Raw genomic sequence first — 21,898 nt, 5'->3', positions numbered from 1 at the left:
TGTGAGCTTTTTATAAAACTAAACACTAATCTTCGATAGAAAAACCTTCACCATTACATTCAAAATACAACTCACAGGCAGGATAACTCGCTTTGCCACACGTGTAGAAAATAATGGCATTTCCACCCAACTTTTGAACTTGTACTTTCAACTCTTTTAAGGCTTCCACACTAACTGCGGCAGTGCATTTAAATCCAATCGATCACCCTGGGTCGCAATTGCTATAGCCTTTGGTTTAGTCTGAGGATCTTGGTTAATCACATCGACTAATCCATGCTGCGCCTCGGGTTCTCCATGGACTAAAATTAACGGCGGCTGGCCTTCAAAATGGTGATACCAACGTAATAACTCTGCTTGATCCGCATGGGCTGAAAGTCCACCCACTGTGTGTAACGTAGCCGCTACTTTAATGCTGTTACCATGAATAGACAGTTCCTCAGCGCCATCGACGAGGGCGCGCCCCGGTGTTCCAAGCGCTTGATAACCACAAATAATCACATCACATTCTGGGCGCCATAGATTATGCTCTAAGTGGCTACGAATACGTCCACCGTTACACATGCCGCTCCCTGCGATAATGATCAATCCCTTATGCACGTCGTTCAGCGCTATCGACTCTTCGGTCGTTTGGATAAATTCGACATTCGACAACAGCGGATGCTGCCCAGGATGTTGGCGGGTAAAGCGTTTAAAGTCCTCATCCATCAGCGGATAATTATTAACGTAAACGCGGGTCGCCTCAATTGCCATCGGACTATCTAGGCAGATTTTCCAACGGCCGAGATCCCATTCTTTAGCATATAAATGAAATAGATATAATAACTCCTGTGCTCGTCCAACCGAAAAAGCAGGGAGCAATATATTGCCTTGGCTCTCGTTGACTGTCTTAGCAAAAATGGCTTTCAATTCAGCTAAGGTATCCGTCCAACTGCGGTGAAAACGATTGCCATAGGTGCTTTCCATTAAGACTAAATCTGCCGTATCCACTAAGGTAGGATTACGTAAAATCGGCATACCTGCACGGCCAAGATCGCCACTGAAGACGATTTTCTTCTGGGATTTGCCCTCACCTAACCACAACTCGACTAAGGCGGAACCTAAAATATGCCCTGCATCTGAGAGGCAAATATCCACATGGGGAATAACCCGAGTCACTTGACCATATTCCAATGGTACAAATTGAGTTATCGCGAGTTCAGCATCTTCAACGGTGAATAGCGGTTCTAGGGGTTCAAGATCATGTTTAGCACGCTTTTTATTGACTCTTTCGGTATCGCGGGTCTGCAGCATAGCCGCATCTTTGAGCATGATAGCGCACAGCTCTGCCGTGGCTTTATGGGTGTAGATAGGCCCATCAAAACCCGCTTTGACTAAGAGTGGTAAACGCCCAGAATGATCGATATGGGCATGGCTAAGCACGACAGCAGAAATAGACTCAGGATCAAATGCGAAGGGATCATGATTACGCAACTCATCAGATTTACCACCTTGGATCAAACCACAGTCGAGCAATAAGTGTTCATGATCAACCGAGAGTAAATGACACGAACCTGTCACTTCCGCTGTCGCCCCTAAAAACTGCAATGTCATTCGCATGGTGTCCCTCCAAGGTGTTTATCTCATATAAAGATAGACTATGCCCTTATTCCTAAAACAAAAAGGATTAATTAGTCACGTGCGAGCAATGTCAACTTTAGCTGTAATGCTTAGTCATCAATAACCTAACAATGGGTACAACTGACCTTGACGTACCGTTTTGCCAGCGCTAGCAATAGTGCCATCGCGCAGCCATTGTTCGAGCAAGATCTGCAAAGGCTGTTTGACTTCTGCGGCCGTCATTCCAGCGCTAATACTTGGGCTATAGAGTAATTTAAGCAAAATAAAATCGAGCCCGGTGAGTAAGTCCTGCGGGGTTTTGTCGTTAAAGATGGAGGGAAATACTTTCTCTGAATCATTAGGTAAACCAAGCACTTGAGTAATCTCTTCCACTACGCAAGCCACTAACTTACCGTGCATTTTGGCTTGATCTACAGGAATAATAATCCAAGCACGTTCAATCTCTTGCCGTGAATTGAGAGCAAACTTTGCCATACACACAGAGCCATGGACATTTTTCGCCGAGCTCGGTCCCATTAAGCGCATCACCTCACTTGCCCATAGGGATTGACGGGTAAACACTAAGTGCAGATTCGCCTCAGAGAGCGTATCTACCCGTTGAATATCGAGGCCGGTGATCTTGCCTAAGTGTGTTAAGTGCATCAACACTAATTGAGTGTGCAGCGCCTTATCACCCACTTGATGCTCAATAAACACTCGTACCGGTATGCGCCACTTACGCACGCTATGTTTAGCAAGGTCATACTCATTTTGTAGGGCGACTTCACTAAATGCTTGGGTGATATAAGCGGAGTTTTTCCAATCCGTAGCGGGCGTTAATACTTGGGTTAATCCGGGAGATGTTTGAGCAGCAAATAAAGGTAAAGCTAATAAACTTAGCGTTAGAAAAAGCCCTAAACGAAACAGACGTGCAGTAAAAAATAACCAACTGTAGAAACGTGTTAATACCCTAAGCCACTTTTGCATTGGCACTCATCCCGCAACTTGACGAGGTCACTGAATCAAAATCATAGCAGTGATACTGATAAAAGAAGTCGAAATCTGCAAACAATCTCCTACGACATAGACTTAATAAACTCGCCCAGATAATGCAATGCCGACTAAACCGTAGCCAATAAAACCCCATAATAAAATTACTACACAAAGCATCAATACATTGTTTTTAAACAAATTATATTTAACGATCATTAATCGTATACTGATGATATTACACCACCATTGCCAAGGATTCAGGATGACAATGGTGTGCATTTTTAGCTTAAGCGCTTTCTAACGAGCATAATCCGTGCAACTATTCAGCGAGCTCTAGTCCCTTAACCACCCCTCAACTTCATCGCGCGTCGGTACTGAGCCGCTATGTACGAGCTCACCATCGATCACTACCGCTGGGGTTTTCATCACTTTAAATTTCAATAGGCTTTGAGGATCTGTGTCCTTTTTTACAATAACATCCACACCCATTTCTTCTGATATGTCCGCAATCATCTCAGCGGTTTTGCTACATTTAGCGCAACCACTGCCTAATACTTTGACTTGTTTCATGTTACTTCCTTAACGAACTGTGCTGCAAAATTAAAAATTTCAACCTACTGTCATACTCGCAGCCACATATAGCAAGGTAAATTTCCAGCCAAGCAAACTCATAGACAAGAGTATGGCAACATCTATAGCTCAATTCAGGCCACAATAAGATAACTGCATTATTAGTTGCATTGCATTGATTGCTATTAATTTCTATATATAAATATAAACAAATATTTATAAACCATCTGTTATAAACACTACCAAAAAACTAAAAAAGTACAGCCTAGTTTTTCATAAAATCACAATACTCTAGTTAATTTCACGACTCAAAAAAATAATCTTGATAACACAACAAATATTAATACAACCTAAATTAGATGTTTGGTGAATATAGCTAAAACAATCAATATTTTACTTGATTATTATTCAGGTATTTCCCCGTCATCATTTATCCACACATCTCGTGACCCATATCACTTATTGCAACATTTAAGATTGATCCTACATCACTAAACACTAGTATCTGCTATGTTGCGACTGCGACACGATTTATCAACATATTATAACAATACGGAAACCACCCTATGACCTGGACCCAAACATACACGCCACTCGGTAGCTTGTGGCTAACCGCAATGGTTGCTTTACTGCCTATTGTGTTTTTCTTCCTAGCCTTAACTGTGTTAAAACTTAAAGGCTATATCGCTGGGGCATTAACCTTATTAATTGCCTTAGCAGTCGCGATACTCGCCTACAAAATGCCTATTAGTATCGCGCTTGCTTCTGCTATATATGGTTTTAGTTATGGGCTATGGCCAATTGCTTGGATTATTATTACCGCAGTATTTTTATATAAAATCACCGTTAAAACAGGTCAATTTGAGGTTATTCGCTCGTCAGTCATCTCAGTCACGGAAGATCAACGATTACAAATGCTATTGGTTGGCTTTTCATTTGGAGCCTTCCTCGAAGGTGCTGCGGGTTTTGGTGCACCTGTTGCTATTACAGCTGCGTTACTTGTCGGGCTTGGATTCAATCCATTGTATGCAGCAGGACTTTGCTTAATCGCAAATACGGCACCCGTCGCCTTTGGAGCTATGGGTATCCCAATTATCGTAGCGGGTCAGGTTTCATCACTAGACCCATTCCATATTGGACAACTCGCTGGCCGTCAGTTGCCAATATTATCAATTATTGTCCCCTTCTGGCTCATCGCAATGATGGATGGCATCAGGGGAATACGTCAAACTTGGCCCGCAACATTAGTAGCAGGCGTTTCATTTGCGATCACCCAATTTTTAACCTCAAACTTTATCGGCCCCGAATTACCCGATATTACTTCGGCGTTAGTCAGTCTAATTTGTTTAACGTTATTTTTAAACGTCTGGCAACCAAAAGAAATATTCACTTTCTCAGGCATGAAACAAAGAGTTACTACCCCTAAATCTACTTTTTCTAATAGCCAGATATTTAAAGCATGGTCTCCCTTTATTATTCTCACGGCAATTGTAACTCTGTGGAGTCTTAAAGATGTACAACTGGCATTAAGTTTTGCCACTATCAGTATTGAAGTACCTTATTTGCATAATCTCGTTATCAAAAGTGCGCCTATTGTCGCTAAGGAAACCCCTTATGCAGCAATATATAAACTTAATTTATTGGGCGCTGTTGGAACTGCAATTTTAATCGCAGCAATGATCTCAATTGTGGTCCTTAAAATGTCAGTAAGTAATGCACTGACATCCTTTAAAGACACTTTAATTGAATTAAAATTCCCGATATTGTCGATTGGATTAGTATTAGCATTTGCCTTTGTTGCAAACTATTCAGGTCTATCTTCAACCTTAGCACTCGTGCTCGCTGGCACTGGCGTAGCATTCCCCTTCTTCTCGCCATTCTTAGGTTGGTTAGGTGTGTTTTTAACAGGTTCAGACACCTCATCAAATGCCCTATTTGGCGCGCTGCAAGCCAATACAGCAAACCAAATAGGTGTAACACCGGAGTTATTAGTCGCCGCAAACACTACGGGAGGTGTAACGGGCAAAATGATTTCGCCACAATCTATTGCCGTTGCTTGCGCTGCAACGGGATTGGCAGGTAAAGAGTCAGATCTTTTCCGCTTTACGCTAAAGCACAGTCTATTTTTCTGTACTTTCATTGGCGTGATCACAGTACTCCAAGCATACGTAGTCCCTTGGACATTAGTGTTTTTCACTAAATAAAGCGATATCTAATATATATTAAAAGCCGAGTGATAAACCACTCGGCTTTTTAGATTGGAATGGATATAAAACTCACTCTGCGATGAAATTCGAATGGGTTCAATTAAGCAAAGTAGCAAGGCAGCTTTATTAATCCCAGTGAAGTCATACAATCAAAGTCTAGGTTGTCATTCTTGTCGTAGATAACTACTCGGTACATTGATGGCAAATGCAACTTAAGCCAGCAACTTCACCTTGTCCTTACTAATACACCCTTTAACACTAAAGAGTTAAAGTGCAATAGTTCCAGCTGCGGCCATTAGTCACTTGCAGTATCAATGAGATCCATTCGGATAGAGATCTAAATACTGGCTCGATAGCGTTAATCAACACTGCAAGCTCCTAATCGTTTATCTCATGGTTAAACAATCACTTGATGATAGGTTTCCACATGGTATGACTCGACTAATTCGGGCATAACTTGGTGGAAATAGTGTTGAATCGCATCTTTAGCGCAGTGCTCATCAAAGGCGGCAATATCGACAAACTTCTCTACAAACGTCACGCGGCGTGGTTCATCACGGCTCACATTGAGTTCGTAACGAATACAACCCGCTTCGCGGCGCGTATCAGGAATAAGGCTCGCGAGCGCAGCGATTAGTGCTTCGGTTTTGCCCTCTTTAGCCAGAAAACTCGCCACGCAGGCAATTTGCTGTTGATTGATTCTATAGTCCGTTGAAGTCGACATCTCGGTTCCTTATTGGCTTAATGTTGAATACTTATGTGCCTAGCTTTTGTTGATCGCTTATGTTGATAATTGATGTAGATAACTCATATTGATAGCCGCTTATGCTGATTGGTAGCGCATATCCAAATGGGGAATACCATCTTCTAAGTACATCTCAGAGCAGGCGACAAAGCCGAGTTTTTGATAGAAAGCTTTGAGGTAATCTTGGGCGCCAATTTGGATCCCCGCATCGGGCCATGTCGTCAGTGCAGATTCGATGGCGTGCTGCATTAAAGGCATGGCTAGCCCTTTGCCTCGACCCGCTGGCGATACCACCACACGGCCGATACTCGCCTCTAGATAACTCAACCCCGGCGGCAAAATACGCGCGTAGGCAAGCAGTTCCCCGTCTGGCGATAAACCGATCAAATGCTGGGTTTCTGGATGCCTATCCTTATCGTCAAGCTCTGGATACGCACAGGCCTGCTCTACCACAAACACATCGACTCTTAGCTTCAATATGTCATATAGCCTATTGGCATTTAATTGATTAAATGTAAGATTTTGCCACTGCAAACGATATCCCTCTGCAAATCATCGAAAAAGAGCTTTGAGTCTACCACAGCATAAAGACCATAAAAAAGCGCCTTAATCCGTGAGGACTAAGGCGCAAAACTGTTGCGCAAACCAATAGATCTGGGGAAATCTATGGCAACAACAGGATAACGAAAAACGTTATTACTCAACCATGGCATCGTGGGCCACAGGCCCTGTCGGTTTACGGATCAGCAGCACAGCGAATACGGCGATGAGTAGCAGAGCGCCCATGATGTAAAACACATCGTTATAGGCCTGAATATAAGCTTGCTGACTCATGGTTTTGCCCAGTAAAGCTTTCGCCTGCGCGGCGGCGGTATAGGGATCAGAACCTCCCGCCTGCAACATGCTTGCGCTTTGGGTTAAATAATCCTGTGCTTGTGTGCTCACTGCGGGTAAAGATTCCTTAATATGAGCCAAATGCCCGCGCGACAAAGTGTCAGTCAGGGTCGCCACCAGCGCGATACCAAAAGCACCACCTAAGTTACGCATCACGTTTAATACCGTCGATGCCGAGGCATTTTCATGGGGTTTTAAATGCATGGTCGCAAGCATTCCAATTGGCACCAGAATAAAAGGCTGACCTAATGCCCGCACTACTTGCGAGGCGATCATCTGCGGTCCGGCATAATCTGCGGTCATCTGGCTATTCATGTAATAGCTAATGGCGAACATTAAAAAGCCAAAGGCAGCGAGATAACGACTATCGAAGCGCTCCATCAATTTCGGCACTAAGGGCAAGACCAATAGCTGCGGAAATCCCATCCACATAATCACGCCACCAATCTCTAACGGTGTGTAATCATGGACTTGTGATAGATAAAGCGGGATCAAGTAAATAGCGCCGAATAGTGCCATCCCCAGTAAAAAATACGCCACGGTGGAGAGCACAAAATCACGCTTACCGAGCAGGCGCAAATTCACTAACGGCTCTTTACGCCTTAACTGGATCCAAACAAACAACACCAGATTCACGACGGCAATAATGGCCAGATTACGAATGAGTTCTGAACCAAACCAGTCCTTGCGGTTACCTTCTTCGAGCACCACTTCAAGGCAACCCATCCCCAGCGCCATAGTGACTATGCCCGCCAGATCGACATTCTTCAGCTTATCCCAAACGACCGACTGCTTCTCTAAACCGTAGGCCAACATGGCCATCACCAACAAACCCGGTGGCACATTGATATAAAACAGATAATGCCAGCTAAATTGCTCGGTCAGCCAACCGCCTAAGGTCGGGCCGATTGAAGGCGCAAATGTGGCAGTCACGCCAAATAACGCCATGCCGACAGCACGTTTGTTATCGGGTAAAAACTCAAGAATAAGCCTAAAGGCTAACGGAATAAGCGCACCACCAAAAAAGCCCTGTAGCGCCCGAAAGGCGATCATGGCCTCTAAGTTCCACGCGATTGAGCAAAGCACAGAAGCAAAGATAAAAGCAGCCGTGGTCCATAACAGATAACGCCTGACCGACAATCCTGTGCTGAGCCAGCCAGAGAGCGGGATCGCGATCATCTCAGCAACCAGATACGCGGTTGAAATCCAGCTGCCTTCTTCGAGCGTTGCCCCAAGGCTGCCTTGAATCTCCTTCATCGATGCGTTGGTGATTTGAATATCGAGGATCGCCATAAAGGCGCCGATCAAACCACCAAATACCGCAATCCATGAACGGCGACTGCCACGCTCATAATCGGTAGGCTTTCTAGGTACACTGATGCCCTGCGCCTCCATATCGGCAGACGCAGTGATAGAGCCAGTTGCGCTCATACTAAGGACCTGTATTTGCAGCGATTGCCGATGTTGATGACTCAGATGCCGTATCCACTTTTACGACTGCACTTAAGCCCGGTAGCATGTGTGCTTCTTCCTCAGTTAAATCTAAGCGAATACGCACGGGAATACGCTGCACGATTTTAGTGAAGTTACCTGTGGCGTTTTCCGCCGGCAGTAGACTGAATTTGGCTCCGGACGCCGGTGACAGACTATCGATAACACCTATAAAGGTTTTGTCGGGAAACGCATCGAGACTGACCTGCACTGACTGTCCTGGTTGCATATGTTGGATCTGGGTCTCTTTAAAGTTCGCCGTGATCCACACTGCCCCATCCGGAACCAAACTGTAGAGTGCTTGGCCGGGTTGCACATACTGCCCCACCATAGCGCCACGTTTACCAATCACCCCTGAAAAAGGTGCGGTCACGCGGGTATCATTTAATTGAATTTTCGCCAGTTCTAAAGTCGCATCGGCCTGCTCTACTACTGAGCCCGCCTGATCTAATTGGGCATTAAAAACTGCTAACTCCCGTTGCTTTGCCACTAGCACGGCTTGAGCTTCATCGAGACGGGCGGCGGCAGAATCAAATCCGGCCTGTAGTTGGTCGACATCATCTTGGGAGCTGTAATTACTGACTTTGAGCTTTTTCGAACGGCTCAATTGTTGTTGTGCCCGTATTTTATCAGCCTTTGCCGCTACCACACCTGCGCTGGCTTGAGTGATTAAAGCCCGTTGCAACTCCACCTTTGCGGCTAAAGTTTGCAAGTCCGCCTTCGCACTCGCCTGTGAGGCTTCGGCTTGACTTACTTTGGCACTAAACTGGTTATCTTCCAGCTGAGCTAATAACTCACCCTTTTGCACATGCTGGTTATCAGTTACATCGCTTAACACAACGTAGCCGGGCACTTTCACGCTGATATGGGAAATATCGGCCTCAACATAAGCGTTATCCGTGGTTTCGATAAAACGTACCTGTGTCCACCAGTAATAACCGCCTCCCGCAACTGCAGCGAGTAACAGTGGAACGGCGATAATGAGTTTACTTTTGGACATGAATGACTCCTTGATTAGTGATATCTAGTGTACTACTGTCTCACTAAGTTTATTAGTCAGTAAAAAATCAACCCACTGTTTCACAGGTGTAACAATGATGGATCTCAATCGCGTGCAAATTTTCGCTCAAGTGGTCGAGCAAGGCAGCTTTACTGGCGCAGCTAAAGCCCTTGGGCTCACTAAGGCAACCGTCAGTCGCAAGATAGCCGAGCTCGAAGCCGATACCGGCACACAACTGCTTTTTCGCACCACGAGAGCCCTAAAACTCACCGAAGCAGGATCGAGTTATTACAACAGGATCAATAAGATCCTCAGCGATCTGCAGAGCGCCGAAAATCAGCTCAGCGCCCAACAGCAATTGATTAAAGGCAATCTAAAAATTGTCTGCCCAATTGAATTAGGCCAATTGTTTTTAGGGCCGATTTTCGCGCAGTTTTTAACGCTTTATCCCGAAATCACCATAGAGGCTGAACTCACCAATCGAAAGGTTGATGTAATAGAAGAAGGCATAGATCTGTTATTTCAAATTGCCGATTCGGGTGACACTCGCCTGCAAAGCTATGCCTTAGTCAACGCCCATAAATCGCTCATGGCAAGCCCAGCTTATTTAGCTGCCCATGGAACACCCAAAGTGCCACAGGACTTAGCCAAACATAAAGCGATTCGCTTGCAGTCGGCGCATATCGAAGGTGCGTGGAAATTATTCGATGGTAAAACTTGGATTGTCGCCGAGCCCAAGACTCAACTGACGGTAAACAATGTCACCCTCGCTCGCGAGGCCGCCATTGCGGGGCTTGGGATCACTGCGGTGCCGTCCATCATAGCCCAAGTCGCATTAGAAAAAGGCGATTTAATCCCGCTACTAGATGACTATCCAATGGTGCAAACTAAGGTAGTGCTTAGCTATCCACAGCGGGCGTATCTACCGCGAAAATACCGCGTCTTTATCGAATTCATCTATAGCTCCCTATTTAAACGTTGGGGATCGCAAGTCTTAGAAGTCCCTGATTTTATCGGCCATGCCGATCTAGCTGAATAAATCGAACGCCCAAAAAAGTAACAATTGTTACTTTGTAAAGTGTAAATCATTGCCTTGAGGATAAATCCTCTATGTCAGAATTGCCTTAATCCATAAGCCCCTATAAGCTTGGCAAGGTAACAGGCTGCAAAAGACCTTAGGTTTTCCTGATACAGTTTGCACAATAAAATTTAACATTTAATCTCAATTTTGGAGGAAACCTAATGAGCTTAATTAAAGAGTTCAAGGCTTTTGCGTCCCGTGGCAATGTGATCGACATGGCCGTTGGTATTATCATAGGTGCCGCATTCGGCAAAATCGTCTCGTCCTTCGTGGCCGATGTCATCATGCCACCAATTGGCATCATCCTAGGCGGCGTGAATTTTAGTGATTTGAGCATAGTGCTACAGGCAGCTCAAGGCGATGCGCCTTCTGTGGTCATTGCCTATGGCAAATTCATTCAGACTATTATCGACTTTACGATTATCGCCTTCGCCATTTTTATGGGTTTAAAAGCCATTAACACCCTAAAACGCAAGGAAGAAGATGCGCCTAAAGCGCCACCAGCACCGACCAAAGAAGAAGAGTTGCTGTCTGAAATCCGCGATCTATTGAAAGCTCAACAAGAAAAATAATCTCAAACTTGAGTGTCACGCATAAAAAACCCATCTCTAGAGATGGGTTTTGTTTTTTACATCAGCGAGATAAGTGATTACTCAGCTTCAACATGCACAGTTTCACTGTAATCTTGCACTACTTCTGCCACCCGAATGCGATAAGAGTTAAACAAACAGGGCACTATACCCGTTTGCTCAGCAATGCTGTGGGCCATCTGATTACGCCATTGGGTGATGGAAGCTTGGTCCTCCCAGAACGACAGGCTCAGTACTTTGCCATCGTCGGTTAGGCTCTGAAAACGTTCGATCGAAATCAATCCCTTGCGGCCTTCTAAATATTGGCGCATTTCAGCCGCCACGTGCAGATACTCTTCCTTCCCTTCCTTTGTCGGGATGACTTCAAAAATTACCGCAATCATAATGTTCTCCAGAAATGAATGTCCTTAATGTCGACTCTAAGACTAGCCCATCTATCACTCTTTAGCTCACTGATTTTTAGAGTTTTAGTCAATGTGATAACCCTGTCTACAACGAAGGCAATAACCCGAAACATAACAAGTTATTGCCCACGATGACGGCTTACTTGTGATTAACCGAGCTCATCAATGCGCTTATCGCCGCGATATAACCAGCGATACAAGGTCGGCAAGACGAGTAAGGTCAGCGCCGTCGAGCTAAACAAGCCACCGATAATCACCACTGCCAAGGGCTTTTGGATCTCACTGCCGACACCCGATGACAATAAAATCGGGATCAAACCTAAGGCCGAGGTCAGTGCCGTCATCAATACCGGCCGTAAACGCCCAACCGTGCCCTCATAAACACAATCATAGAGTGCTTCGCCGCTTTGCCTGCGCTGATTAATCGAATCCACCAGCACCACACCGTTGAGCACCGCTACCCCAAATAGAGTGATAAAGCCAATAGAGCTAGGCACAGATAAATAAGTGCCACTGACATACAGGGCCACTATGCCGCCAATCAAAGCTAAGGGCACGTTCGCCATGATGAGCAACACTTGCTTGAATGAACCAAAGGAGAAGTACAACAACAAGGCAATCAAGGCGATAGAAATCGGCACCACTAGCATCAACTTTTGCTGCGCTCGCTGCTGATTCTCATACTGGCCGCCAATGATCACTGTATATCCCGCTGGCAAATCCGCCTTTGGCACTAGGGCATAAATATCTTTTACAACCGAGCCCATATCGCGCCCCGCCACGTTGGCCTGCACCACAACACGGCGCTGCACATCGTCACGGCGAATATTCGGCGGCGCCATTTCCACTTCGACGCTGGCGACTTCCCCTAAGCGCACTGTGGCGCCATTTGTACCACTGAGTAATAAGTCTTTAATCGCATCAGGGCTTTGGCGAAACTCGGCCGCGAGTCGCACATTGATGTCGTATCTGGCATTGCCATCGATCACTTGCCCTGCACTCGCGCCGCCAATACCTTGGCTGACGAGGCTCATCACTTGATCGACACTGATGCCGTAACGCGCCAATAGCTCGCGTTTGGGGCGCACGACTAATTGCGCCTCACCGCTCACTTGCTCAAGCGACACATCCACGGCACCGGGGATTTTCGCGACAAGATCGGTAAGCGCTTGGCCTTTCTGTGACAATACTGCTAAATCTGGGCCGAAGATTTTGATCGCTAACTGGGCTTTTACCCCCGAAAGTAATTCATCTACCCGAGTCGCAATCGGCTGCGAAAAGGTCAACAAGAGTCCAGGGAACACGCTGAGCTTTTCCTCCATCAAGCGTTGCAGTTCCAAACGCGAGCTTGCCGACTGCCACTCTGCTATCGGTTTCAAGCCAATATAGACTTCAATATTACTCACAGGCTCGGGATCGCCGCCCAATTCAGGTGCACCAATGCGGCTCAGGGCATATTCCACCTCGGGAAATGCTAGCAAAATAGCCTCAAGCTTAGGTGCTACTTGAAGCGAAGTACCTAAACTCGCCGTCGGTGCCAGCGTCACCCTCAAGTTAATCGTGCCTTCCTCCAGTTCAGGCACAAATTCGGTACCCAGCCTTGGTAGCAATAATAGACTCAAGCCGAACATCACCAAGGCGCTGAGCATCACCACCTTTGGCCTAGCAAGCGTTGCCGTCAGTAACTTGCGATAAGCGGCATCCAGTGGCGCTAAAATAACACTTTGTTTAAGCATCACACCGCGCTTAAACAGATACACGGCAAGGGCTGGCACGGCGATCAGCGCCACCAGCAGCGCCGACATCATAGCCAAAATAATACTGACCGCCATCGGCTGGAACAGCTTGCCTTCAACGCCTTCGAGTGCAAACAGCGGCGCAAATACGACGATAATAATGGCGGTGGCGAAGAAGATTGGACTACACACCTCTTTTGCCGCGAGCATTATCCGAATAACCATATTCGATTCGCTGACATCACCACTGGCTTTAGCGCCATCCTCCTCACTGTGATAGGGATCGTCCTCACCATCGGCACGCGCCCTCGCCTCAGGTAAATGGCGGCGATCCGGTTGGGTTAAGTGTTTGAAAATATTCTCTACCATCACCACAGAGCCATCGACTAACATACCAATCGCCACTGCTAAGCCGCCGAGCGACATCAGGTTTGCCGACAGACCATAATAGGACATCACCATAAGCGCGAGCCCGATAGACACTGGAATCGACAGCAACACCAACAAGGTCGCACGGATATTGACGAGGAACAACGCCAAGATCACCACGATAAACACAAAGGCCATTAGCAGCGCATCGCGCACTGTGGTCACAGCCTTATCGACCAGATCCGCTTGGTCGTAAAACACCTCAAAGGACACGCCATCGGGCAAGGCCTGCTCAATAAGGCTCACCCGTGCACCAATATCGTCAATCGTCGCCTTAGTGTTTGCCCCCATGCGTTTGAGCACGACACCAGCCACCACTTCACCGAGATTTTGCACTTGGCCTGATTCATCGCGGCGCGTCATAGTCACAGCCCCGACACGGATCTCGCTGCCGAAATCCACCTGAGCGATATCGCCAATACGCACTGGCGTGCCGCTGGCTTCGGTCAGAGGGATCTGCGCGATCGCCGTTAATCCAGCGTCTCCTGCGGGCAACATGCCATAGCCGCGCACCACAAGTTGCTCTTGGCCTTGGTCCATAAACCAACCGCCAGCGTTGCGGTTATTGCTCTCTAGCGCTTCTGTCACCTGCGCCATAGACAAGCCATAGGCACGCAGTTTATTCGGGTCGACCTGCACTTGGTATTGGCGCACATCGCCACCAAAAGACAAGACTTCAGTCACGCCGCCCACGGGCATCAATATCAACTTCACCAGATAATCATTTAAGCTACGCAGCTCGGCGGCATTAATGCCAGAGTTAGGTTCTGCACGCAGAATATACTGATAAATCTGCCCTAATCCCGAGGTATTGGGGCCGATTTCCGGCACTCCGACGCCGCTTGGGATCATCTCCCGCGCCGCCTGCAACTGTTCAAACACTTGCTGACGAGCGAAGTAAATATCCGTCCCCTCGGCAAATACCACAGTCACAATCGACAAGCCGGTACGCGATAACGAGCGCACCTCAGTCACAGCTGGCAAGGCGTACATGGCCGATTCCACCGGATAACTGATAAGTTTTTCCACCTCTTCTGCAGCTAAGCCTTCGGCCGCTGTATTGATGGTCACTTGCACGTTAGTCACATCAGGAAAGGCATCGAGATTCAACTTAGGTAACATGGCCACACAGCCCACAATCACGGCGAGCAGAGCCAATACCACTAACAGCCGATTTTTAATCGCGGCTTCGATTAACTTTTGCAACATAGAAAATCTCCAAAATAAGGGCGCTCATATTAGTGGGCGTGAATATCAAAGCCCGCTTTCGCCTGCTCGGATGCCAAGAAGAACGCGCCAGCCACCACAACCTTGAGCTGTGCCTGTTGGGCTTTTTCAAGCTCAGGTCCACGCACTAGACTCAGACCACGTTGACGCTGCACCACTTCTACCTCAATGGACTCGAAGCCATCCTCATCTTGAATAAAAATCTGCCAATCGCCATCGCCGCCACGGGTCAACGCCGTATCGGGCAGCACTATGCCACTGCCGTTTGGATCGGTAGTAGAGCCAGCAAAGTAGAGTTCAGCAAATTGCCCCGCATGCAACACATGATCAGGATTGGGCATACTCACCAGCACTTGCTCGGTGCGCGTTACGCTGTCGAGTTCATGGGAGCGACCGATGATCTTACCTGCCAACGTCTTATCCCCTACTTGCACTAAAGCTGAACTGCCAACCTGGATATACGTAGTTTGAGTTGGGGTTAACTGCGCCTCAACCCATAAATAGGATTCATCGGTCAGTTGCATTAAGGGTGTGCCCGCGCTAAAAACTTGACCTAGCATGGCGATATCCTGCTGCACTCTGCCGTCAATTGGTGCTAAGAGTTGATAACTGCCTATGGCTTCGGGCGTCGATTCCAGTGCACGAATTTGCGCGGGCGTCATCTTAATTGCCTCTAAAATCGCCCGTTTAAGTTCGGCATCCACCTGCGCCTGCATCCGCCGACTGACGCTAACCGCACCTTCACTCATGCGTTTGACTCGGCTCCATTCGGCAGCGGCATTAATGTAGTCCGCCTGTGCCTGCGCAACGGCTGCGCCACCCAAGGTAAGTAAAGGCTCACCTTTTTTCACTTCTTGTCCCGGCACCACATGGCGCGCCAACACACGCACATCGAGCTGCGGCGCAAGGGTCGCGGTTCGATCGCGATCCACCACTAAGGTCGCCGTCGCCCTAATATCGAGATTCAAATTGGCGAGGTTCAAGCTATCGCTCGACAAAGGTAACAAGCTAATCCCCGCCAAGGCTTGCTGCGCTTCGGTCAATTTCAACGCCTGTTCGCCGTGTTCATCCGTCGGCGCCGTTTGCGTTACCGAATCGCCGCTTGCCTTAGCGACGGGAGCGTGATCACCGCCAGCCAATACAGGCTGAGCGAGAAATGCCAGCGTGCTCAGCACGAATAATGCGAGCGCAATTTTTGATAGGTTAAACCGACGCTTTTTAGGCGTCATTACAGCATCCAGTTGAAGGACATTTTCGTGGTGAGTATTTGAATTCATTATTGTGACCTCATGGGTTTACTGTGCGTGCGGCGGCATTAGATGTTATCGAAGGGACTGCATTTAGCTTTTCGATAATGAGCTTTTCGATAAAAGGCATAAGCTGGCCGCTTTCGCCCATCCAAGTTAACCAACTTTGATAGATAGCCGTTTCTAGGTTTAAGCCCACCAAATAACTGGCGGCTAACTGACGACGGCTCTGTAAGTACTCGCTAGTACTCACATCCCCCGCCTGCCATTGTTGGCTTAAGGATTTAGCGGCTTTAGCACCTGACACTTGCACTAACTCACGCCAGTCTTGGTAACGTTCGAGTAAACGCGGTAACGCATAGAGGAATTGTTTCTGCTTAGCGGTAAGCACTCGCTCACGGGCAAGATAGCCTTGCTCCGCGATAGCGATGCCCTTATCGGCTACGGCTTGCAACTCACTGTAGTTATTGCGAACTTGTAGAGGAATCGACACGCCGACACCGAGCTTATTGTCCGTGCCCTCCTTTTCAGCGCCTAGGCTAATAGTTAGGTCAGCTGAAGCTTCCGCTTTGACTTGCATAACATTAACTCTGGCGAGCAGCACTTGCTGATAAGCACTCGCCAGGGCTGGCAAGGCTGATGTAGAGGTGCCCAACTCGGCCGCTGGCGCTTGCTTAGCCTGAGTCACAAAGAAATGGATCTCTTTGATAAACTCACTAAAAGCAAAATTATTATCCCCAAGTAATTCAATTACTTTGCCATCGGCCACTAAGGCCACCTGCTCGGCTAAGGCGTAGTCGGCAGTATTAGAGGCGACTTCGAGTTGTATCAATTGCAGCTCGACGTTGGATAAATCCCCCGCCGCCAATCGCTGCTCAGCAATATTGAGCTGCGCCTTGGTGAACCTTAATTGCTGCTCAGCAAAGGTCAGCGCCTTACGGCTTTGCGCCTGTTCTGCCAACGCCAGTAAGCGTTCGGCCAACATTTGGCTACGCTCTAACCCTATATCTGCTAACAGGATTTGCGCTTCAAGCTCGGCACGCTTTGTCGCCACGCCGCGTTTGTCGCCCCAATCGAGGGTTTGGCTCAGCCCTAAGCTGTAGGCATCTGTATCGGCATTTTGATAATTAAGCCCAAGTTCTGGGTTATACACAGCGCGATCTGCCGCCTGAATGGCCAGTTTGGCCTGTTGCTGCCTTACAAGTTGCGCCTGAACTTCAGGTAACTGATTGAACTGTGTGAGTAACTCAGGCAACCATTGGCCAAAGTTGACATGTGCCGTGTCGGTTTCTTTGGCGGGTAAGCCCAGTGATTGCGCCTTAAATGCCTCAACTTCAGAGGCATTGATTTCAGGGGCATTAGCTTCAGAGGCTTTGGTTTCAAGGACCTTGACTTCAAGGACATTGACTTCAAGAGAGTCATTTTCTGCCGCGAGGGCAAAGGCTAGCAATCCGGCGGCCAATACTAATCCGCAGCTAAACAAGCCCGATCTAAACAGACAAACTAAAGTACGGGCAAGAATCGTTTTTTTCATCGCAAATCCTAACAATATCGAATGTGGATCGGCTGACTTTTGCGCCCAAAGCGAAACGGCTAGATGTGAGCTTCATTTAAATAGCTCAATGCAAAGCAATCATATCGTTCTGGGCATGGCAAATAAGCGCCGATCGAATCATCCCGCCAAGCAATACAGTGCGCGGCTAAAAAGCCAATGACGGCTCCAACAGTTAACGCTGCAAGCATCAGTTCAAGCGTATCTTTTGGGGGATGAACATAACGGGCTTATCACGCGGCAAAATAGAATGAGATCCAATCAGATGAATCAATCGTCCTAGGCCGAGAAATAAGCCGAATATTAGAGAATTAAGCGATAGGAGGGCGGTATTTAGGTAAATTTTCAGGCGGAAAATAGGATACATCGGTAGGCAGATAGACGCTTTCTAACGCCTGTACAGGCTGACTCACTGCCTGAGATAACAACGCCACATGACCGCCATGGCATTGGCAGTCGAGGCATAGGTCAAAATCTTGTATTTCAGTGGTTTTCACTAAGTGGGAATGAAATCCGCTGCTTTGGTTTTCTCCCGTGTGATTACTGGTGACACCCGTGGAGTCCGCAAAGCCTAAGGCTTGCTCGCTTGGACAAACGCAATCGACACATTGGGCCAAAGTGGTCACTTGAGCGCTAAATTGCAGATGGGGATGATTCTCAGCTTCTTCCGCACCATTGCCCGCATGTAACTGATGCGCACCCATATTCGCGCCAGCAAATTGCAGCACGATAATGGCTATCAGTAGGGTCACCATTCGAGTAAAAAATGGCTTAGCGGTAGAATTCAAATATCACCTATAGCAAATAAAGGATAACGGAACATCTGACCCGTATGATAAACATAAGTTCACAGCTCGCAAGCAAAGTCTTTCAAGCTGTGATCTCTAAAGGCTAACGCTGACTTAAACACTCAGTGCTTATTTAAATGCACAGCACTTATTTAAATACACAGTGCTTAGCATAATCAGCGGCTTCGTTAGCAGTCCAATCGCCAGACGGCTTATTTTTCATCTGTTTACACCAAGCATCACTGCCCACTTCTGGCGCGCAGGCACTCAGTCCAGCGGTAAATGCCAACACTAACGCAATCGCACTGACCTTAGAAACTGTCAGTGAAGAAAAAGAGCGCGATTTCAATAATGACATACTTAATTCCTTGTAAATATGGCCTAAATTAGACCATTAAATATTCGAACGCTTAGTGATCCAAGCAATCGCTTTGGCTTTCTGTTCGAGTGGAAACCAAGCCACTTCGCCCTGCATAAAAGGCCCGAGTAAGCGCACCGCATTTCCCACCCAATCAGGGCCGCCCACAAACACTAAGGCTTCAAAATTCGGTAACTGGACTTCACCACTACCGGTCAGCGACTCAAATTCCCAGCCTTCGAGTAACACATCCGCCTCAATATACAGGCAAACTTGGCCCCAATCCTTACGATAACTCTTAATCGCTGGCTGTAAACGGGTCCGATAATCGGTGGAGGATAGTCGGCCACTGGCAAAAAGACTGATAACACCCTTAGCAATATCGGGGATTTGGCATAACATAGAGGCACTCCGAATCGAGAACACTTTTGCAGGCAATGGCTTTAGCCAATGCAGCGGCAAAGAATGCGCCCGATGATAACAAATCTATTGGAAAGCCATAAGTCATTATTGATGGCTTCTCAATCCATGCTGAAAAATGCCTAAGTTTGCCATGATAAAAATCTCAAACCGTGTGGAACTTCAGGAAAATGAAATCGAGTGGCAATTTATCCGTTCGAGTGGTGCAGGCGGCCAGCACTTAAATAAAGTGTCCACCGCTGCGCAGCTGATTTTCGATATTAAAAGCTCATCATTACCCGAGTTTTACCAAGAACGCTTGCTCAACAAGGCGGATCACCGCATCACTAAAAGCGGCAAAATCATTATCAAATGCCAAGCGAGTCGCAGCCAAGATGCCAACCGCCAAACGGCGTTGGAGCAATTTATCGCCTTGGTTGCCAGTGTCGGTGAAGTGCAGAAAAAACGCATCCCCACCCGCGCCACTAAAGGCAGCCAAACGCGGCGATTAGAAACCAAGAAACAAAAAGGTGCCACTAAGGCCATGCGCCAACAGAAGAGTGACTATTAACTTAGGTGACAATTAACTCAACTGACAGCCAACTTAGGCAATTGCTAACTCGGTACCAGAGAAATAACCGCAATTGAACCCAGCCAACAATGGCACAGGATTTCAAAGGTATAATCGGCTCGCACATGATCAGCTCGCACACAATTGACTAACGGATAATGCAAAATCGATTTGAACAGGTTAAGTTAATGGCCTATGTAGAAAACTGAAATAAATTTATTCCAACTTTAATCCCAGCATAAATCCCAAGGCATGCCGTAAAGGAAAGCGCAATGAGTCACAAAATTTTGCTCGTCAATGGCCCCAATCTCAACCTCTTAGGCCGCCGCGAGCCCAGCGTTTATGGTCATCAAACCTTAGCCGACATAGTGGCGGAGTTAAATCAGCAGGCAAAGTTGGCGGGAGTTGAGCTCGAACATATTCAGTCCAACGCCGAATTTGAGCTAATCAATGCGATTCATGCAACCGATGCCCAGATGATTATTATCAATCCCGCCGCCTTTACCCATACCAGCGTCGCCCTGCGTGATGCCCTGCTTGGCGTGGCAATTCCGTTCTTTGAAGTGCATTTATCCAATGTGCACGCCCGTGAAGCCTTTCGCCACCATTCCTATTTTTCCGATAAGGCGATAGGCGTGATTTGCGGTTTCGGTTCACAGGGTTATGAGTTTGCGCTGGCGGCGGCCATTAAACGGCTCAACCAGCCACAGTAATCCCATTCAATAGCGTGCTTTGCAAGGGCAGATAAATGGTAATGGATCTTCGTAAAATTAAAAAACTCATTGAGTTAGTACAAGAATCTGACATAGCAGAACTGGCGATCACCGAAGGTGAAGAATCAATTCGCATCACCCGCTACAGCCCTATGCCAGCCAATGTGCAATCACAGCAAGCGATCCCCAAAGCACCTGTGGCGCCTTTGAATTCACAGGCAAAGCAGACAAGCCATTCGCAAACAGGCATTACACCAAGTACAGAAGGTTTTGTACAAGTCTCACCTATGGTCGGCACTTTTTACGCGGCGGCAGAACTCGATGATGTGCCGCTGGTTAAAGTCGGTCAACGTGTGAGCAAAAGTGAAGTGATCTGCATTATCGAAGCGATGAGAATGATGAATCCCATCCAAGCCGAGCGCGATGGCGTGGTCAGCGCGATTTGGGCCAAAGACGGCGATGAAGTGGCATTCGATCAGCCGCTATTTACCTTAATCTAACCGCTCGCCTTCCCATGAATTGAAGCGCACTTAAATTTAAGATGCGGTTTTCAAGCCAAGACAGCATTAACCGAGGTCACTATGATATTAATTACCGGCGCCAGCAGTGGTTTAGGCGCGGCACTCGCATCGCTCTACGCAAAAGAGAATGAAGCACTGACACTCACAGGTCGCCATGCCGAGCGTCTGCAAACCGTCGCCAATGCATTAACGCCCTTCTCCAACAAGCCTATCGCCGCGATCACCGCCGATCTCGCCAGTGAATCGAGTCTCGAAGCCTTGTTCGATGGCCTAACGCAAGCCCCTAAGACCGTGATCCACTGTGCGGGCAGCGGCTACTTTGGTGCGATTGAAACCCAAACCGCCAACGATATCCAAAGCCTGCTCAATAACAATGTCACCTCGACGATTTTGTTAGTGCGGGAATTAGTGAAACGCTATAAAGATCAAGCGGTCACTGTGGTTGTGGTCATGTCCACCGCAGCACTGGCCGCCAAGGCGGGAGAATCCACTTACTGCGCGGCAAAATGGGCGGTACGGGGATTTATCGAATCGGTGCGATTAGAGCTTAAACAAAGCCCAATGAAGTTGATTGCCGTGTATCCCGGTGGCATGGACACAGGCTTTTGGCCCAGTAGCGGTAAGGCTTTAGATACCTCAAGCTTTATGTCCGCCGATGAAGCGGCTAGCATGCTCAAACAAGCCTTAGTTGCCACAGAGCATGGTTATATCGCCGATATCACCATACAAAGGGGCTAAATGTGCGGATTCGAGACGCAGAATATGACCACTGCGTCTCTTCCTTAG

General features: G+C 47.5%; 22 protein-coding genes and 1 pseudogene. 7 read left to right on the top strand and 16 right to left on the bottom strand.

Going from position 1 to position 21,898, the window contains the following annotated elements; translation table 11 throughout:
* Positions 1–25: 25 nt before the first annotated feature.
* From L5L77_RS04000 to L5L77_RS03985, 4 genes are all read right to left on the bottom strand, one after another.
* Complete coding sequence (locus tag L5L77_RS04000) at positions 26–169, bottom strand: hypothetical protein (protein WP_263222120.1); 144 nt, start codon at positions 167–169, stop codon at positions 26–28.
* Entirely contained in the window at positions 157–1,596 is a 1,440-nt protein-coding gene (locus L5L77_RS03995; RefSeq protein WP_263163681.1) for an MBL fold metallo-hydrolase RNA specificity domain-containing protein, read from the bottom strand. Before L5L77_RS03995 ends, L5L77_RS04000 begins: the two co-directional genes overlap by 13 nt.
* Before the next feature lie 117 nt (positions 1,597–1,713).
* Positions 1,714–2,583 (bottom strand): DUF2927 domain-containing protein, encoded by an 870-nt coding sequence (locus tag L5L77_RS03990; protein WP_263163682.1) that lies wholly within the window; start codon positions 2,581–2,583, stop codon positions 1,714–1,716.
* A 339-nt stretch (positions 2,584–2,922) separates the two neighbouring features.
* Entirely contained in the window at positions 2,923–3,159 is a 237-nt protein-coding gene (locus L5L77_RS03985; protein ID WP_113939188.1) for a thioredoxin family protein, read from the bottom strand.
* Positions 3,160–3,725: 566 nt separating this feature from the next.
* Here L5L77_RS03985 and L5L77_RS03980 point away from each other — a divergent pair.
* Entirely contained in the window at positions 3,726–5,363 is a 1,638-nt protein-coding gene (locus L5L77_RS03980; RefSeq protein WP_263222117.1) for a lactate permease LctP family transporter, read from the top strand.
* Between the two features lie 273 nt (positions 5,364–5,636).
* Here the strand turns inward: L5L77_RS03980 and L5L77_RS03975 are convergent.
* From L5L77_RS03975 to L5L77_RS03955, 5 genes and pseudogenes are all read right to left on the bottom strand, one after another.
* Positions 5,637–5,735 (bottom strand): annotated as a pseudogene (locus L5L77_RS03975) (radical SAM protein); the annotation flags it as partial.
* A gap of 28 nt (positions 5,736–5,763) precedes the next feature.
* Positions 5,764–6,090 carry a putative quinol monooxygenase gene (locus tag L5L77_RS03970; RefSeq protein WP_113939190.1) on the bottom strand — a complete coding sequence of 109 codons (327 nt, stop codon included), beginning with the start codon at positions 6,088–6,090 and terminating at the stop codon, positions 5,764–5,766.
* Positions 6,091–6,189: 99 nt separating this feature from the next.
* Entirely contained in the window at positions 6,190–6,645 is a 456-nt protein-coding gene (locus tag L5L77_RS03965; protein WP_263163685.1) for a GNAT family N-acetyltransferase, read from the bottom strand.
* Positions 6,646–6,807: 162 nt separating this feature from the next.
* On the bottom strand, positions 6,808–8,436 hold the full coding sequence (locus L5L77_RS03960) for a DHA2 family efflux MFS transporter permease subunit (protein ID WP_131524254.1): 1,629 nt from the start codon (positions 8,434–8,436) through the stop codon (positions 6,808–6,810).
* A gap of 1 nt (position 8,437) precedes the next feature.
* Positions 8,438–9,496, bottom strand: a complete 1,059-nt coding sequence (locus L5L77_RS03955; protein ID WP_263222116.1) for an HlyD family secretion protein — start codon at positions 9,494–9,496, stop codon at positions 8,438–8,440.
* Positions 9,497–9,590: 94 nt separating this feature from the next.
* Here L5L77_RS03955 and L5L77_RS03950 point away from each other — a divergent pair, with 94 nt between their 5' ends.
* Both L5L77_RS03950 and mscL read left to right on the top strand, forming a co-directional pair.
* A complete protein-coding gene (locus tag L5L77_RS03950) occupies positions 9,591–10,535 on the top strand; it encodes a LysR family transcriptional regulator (RefSeq protein ID WP_263222114.1) in 945 nt (314 codons plus the stop codon).
* Positions 10,536–10,738: 203 nt separating this feature from the next.
* Positions 10,739–11,149, top strand: a complete 411-nt coding sequence (mscL, locus tag L5L77_RS03945) for a large-conductance mechanosensitive channel protein MscL (RefSeq protein ID WP_105250328.1) — start codon at positions 10,739–10,741, stop codon at positions 11,147–11,149.
* A 77-nt stretch (positions 11,150–11,226) separates the two neighbouring features.
* On the opposite strand, the gene L5L77_RS03940 is transcribed toward mscL, so the two are convergent.
* From L5L77_RS03940 to L5L77_RS03910, 7 genes are all read right to left on the bottom strand, one after another.
* The gene (locus L5L77_RS03940; protein WP_025008611.1) at positions 11,227–11,550 is read right to left on the bottom strand and encodes an antibiotic biosynthesis monooxygenase family protein; all 324 of its coding nucleotides are present in this window, start codon (positions 11,548–11,550) and stop codon (positions 11,227–11,229) included.
* Positions 11,551–11,720: 170 nt separating this feature from the next.
* A complete protein-coding gene (locus L5L77_RS03935; protein WP_173496248.1) occupies positions 11,721–14,945 on the bottom strand; it encodes an efflux RND transporter permease subunit in 3,225 nt (1,074 codons plus the stop codon).
* Between the two features lie 29 nt (positions 14,946–14,974).
* Positions 14,975–16,240, bottom strand: a complete 1,266-nt coding sequence (locus L5L77_RS03930) for an efflux RND transporter periplasmic adaptor subunit (RefSeq protein WP_263143111.1) — start codon at positions 16,238–16,240, stop codon at positions 14,975–14,977.
* A gap of 10 nt (positions 16,241–16,250) precedes the next feature.
* Positions 16,251–17,744, bottom strand: coding sequence for a TolC family protein (locus tag L5L77_RS03925; RefSeq protein ID WP_263184536.1), 1,494 nt, complete (start codon positions 17,742–17,744; stop codon positions 16,251–16,253).
* Positions 17,745–18,073: 329 nt separating this feature from the next.
* Entirely contained in the window at positions 18,074–18,517 is a 444-nt protein-coding gene (locus tag L5L77_RS03920; protein WP_131524257.1) for a hypothetical protein, read from the bottom strand.
* Between the two features lie 181 nt (positions 18,518–18,698).
* Positions 18,699–18,908, bottom strand: coding sequence for a DUF3012 domain-containing protein (locus L5L77_RS03915; protein WP_113939200.1), 210 nt, complete (start codon positions 18,906–18,908; stop codon positions 18,699–18,701).
* Between the two features lie 36 nt (positions 18,909–18,944).
* Positions 18,945–19,310, bottom strand: a complete 366-nt coding sequence (locus L5L77_RS03910) for an STAS/SEC14 domain-containing protein (protein WP_105250333.1) — start codon at positions 19,308–19,310, stop codon at positions 18,945–18,947.
* Positions 19,311–19,446: 136 nt separating this feature from the next.
* Between L5L77_RS03910 and arfB the strand changes: the two genes are divergently transcribed.
* The 4 genes from arfB to L5L77_RS03890 all read left to right on the top strand — a co-directional run bounded on the left by arfB (position 19,447) and on the right by L5L77_RS03890 (position 21,850).
* A complete protein-coding gene (gene arfB / locus L5L77_RS03905; RefSeq protein WP_011787977.1) occupies positions 19,447–19,878 on the top strand; it encodes an alternative ribosome rescue aminoacyl-tRNA hydrolase ArfB in 432 nt (143 codons plus the stop codon).
* A gap of 272 nt (positions 19,879–20,150) precedes the next feature.
* Positions 20,151–20,591 carry a type II 3-dehydroquinate dehydratase gene (gene aroQ, locus L5L77_RS03900; protein WP_028759381.1) on the top strand — a complete coding sequence of 147 codons (441 nt, stop codon included), beginning with the start codon at positions 20,151–20,153 and terminating at the stop codon, positions 20,589–20,591.
* A 35-nt stretch (positions 20,592–20,626) separates the two neighbouring features.
* Positions 20,627–21,091: an acetyl-CoA carboxylase biotin carboxyl carrier protein gene (accB, locus tag L5L77_RS03895; protein WP_263184537.1), complete on the top strand. Its 465-nt coding sequence runs from the start codon at positions 20,627–20,629 to the stop codon at positions 21,089–21,091.
* Between the two features lie 81 nt (positions 21,092–21,172).
* On the top strand, positions 21,173–21,850 hold the full coding sequence (locus L5L77_RS03890) for an SDR family NAD(P)-dependent oxidoreductase (RefSeq protein WP_263184539.1): 678 nt from the start codon (positions 21,173–21,175) through the stop codon (positions 21,848–21,850).
* The last annotated feature ends 48 nt before the right edge of the window (positions 21,851–21,898 follow it).

Source organism: Shewanella sp. SM29, assembly GCF_025654245.1.
Taxonomy (GTDB): Bacteria; Pseudomonadota; Gammaproteobacteria; order Enterobacterales; family Shewanellaceae; genus Shewanella; species Shewanella oncorhynchi.
Note: the sequence above shows the minus strand (reverse complement) of the source record. Positions and strands in the feature narration are given on the sequence as shown.

Bases quoted from the DNA above. Each gene is read 5' to 3' on its own strand.
- L5L77_RS03985 (WP_113939188.1), bottom strand. From the start codon at position 3,159: ATGAAACAAGTCAAAGTATTAGGCAGTGGTTGCGCTAAATGTAGCAAA.
- L5L77_RS03960 (WP_131524254.1), bottom strand. From the start codon at position 8,436: ATGAGCGCAACTGGCTCTATCACTGCGTCTGCCGATATGGAGGCGCAG.
- L5L77_RS03925 (WP_263184536.1), bottom strand. From the start codon at position 17,744: ATGAAAAAAACGATTCTTGCCCGTACTTTAGTTTGTCTGTTTAGATCG.
- L5L77_RS03980 (WP_263222117.1), top strand. From the start codon at position 3,726: ATGACCTGGACCCAAACATACACGCCACTCGGTAGCTTGTGGCTAACC.
- L5L77_RS03910 (WP_105250333.1), bottom strand. From the start codon at position 19,310: ATGTTATGCCAAATCCCCGATATTGCTAAGGGTGTTATCAGTCTTTTT.
- L5L77_RS03940 (WP_025008611.1), bottom strand. From the start codon at position 11,550: ATGATTGCGGTAATTTTTGAAGTCATCCCGACAAAGGAAGGGAAGGAA.
- L5L77_RS03970 (WP_113939190.1), bottom strand. From the start codon at position 6,090: ATGTCGACTTCAACGGACTATAGAATCAATCAACAGCAAATTGCCTGC.
- aroQ (WP_028759381.1), top strand. From the start codon at position 20,151: ATGAGTCACAAAATTTTGCTCGTCAATGGCCCCAATCTCAACCTCTTA.
- mscL (WP_105250328.1), top strand. From the start codon at position 10,739: ATGAGCTTAATTAAAGAGTTCAAGGCTTTTGCGTCCCGTGGCAATGTG.
- L5L77_RS03920 (WP_131524257.1), bottom strand. From the start codon at position 18,517: ATGGTGACCCTACTGATAGCCATTATCGTGCTGCAATTTGCTGGCGCG.
- L5L77_RS03990 (WP_263163682.1), bottom strand. From the start codon at position 2,583: ATGCAAAAGTGGCTTAGGGTATTAACACGTTTCTACAGTTGGTTATTT.
- arfB (WP_011787977.1), top strand. From the start codon at position 19,447: ATGCCTAAGTTTGCCATGATAAAAATCTCAAACCGTGTGGAACTTCAG.
- L5L77_RS03950 (WP_263222114.1), top strand. From the start codon at position 9,591: ATGATGGATCTCAATCGCGTGCAAATTTTCGCTCAAGTGGTCGAGCAA.
- accB (WP_263184537.1), top strand. From the start codon at position 20,627: ATGGTAATGGATCTTCGTAAAATTAAAAAACTCATTGAGTTAGTACAA.
- L5L77_RS03995 (WP_263163681.1), bottom strand. From the start codon at position 1,596: ATGCGAATGACATTGCAGTTTTTAGGGGCGACAGCGGAAGTGACAGGT.
- L5L77_RS03915 (WP_113939200.1), bottom strand. From the start codon at position 18,908: ATGTCATTATTGAAATCGCGCTCTTTTTCTTCACTGACAGTTTCTAAG.
- L5L77_RS03955 (WP_263222116.1), bottom strand. From the start codon at position 9,496: ATGTCCAAAAGTAAACTCATTATCGCCGTTCCACTGTTACTCGCTGCA.
- L5L77_RS03935 (WP_173496248.1), bottom strand. From the start codon at position 14,945: ATGTTGCAAAAGTTAATCGAAGCCGCGATTAAAAATCGGCTGTTAGTG.
- L5L77_RS03930 (WP_263143111.1), bottom strand. From the start codon at position 16,240: ATGAATTCAAATACTCACCACGAAAATGTCCTTCAACTGGATGCTGTA.
- L5L77_RS03890 (WP_263184539.1), top strand. From the start codon at position 21,173: ATGATATTAATTACCGGCGCCAGCAGTGGTTTAGGCGCGGCACTCGCA.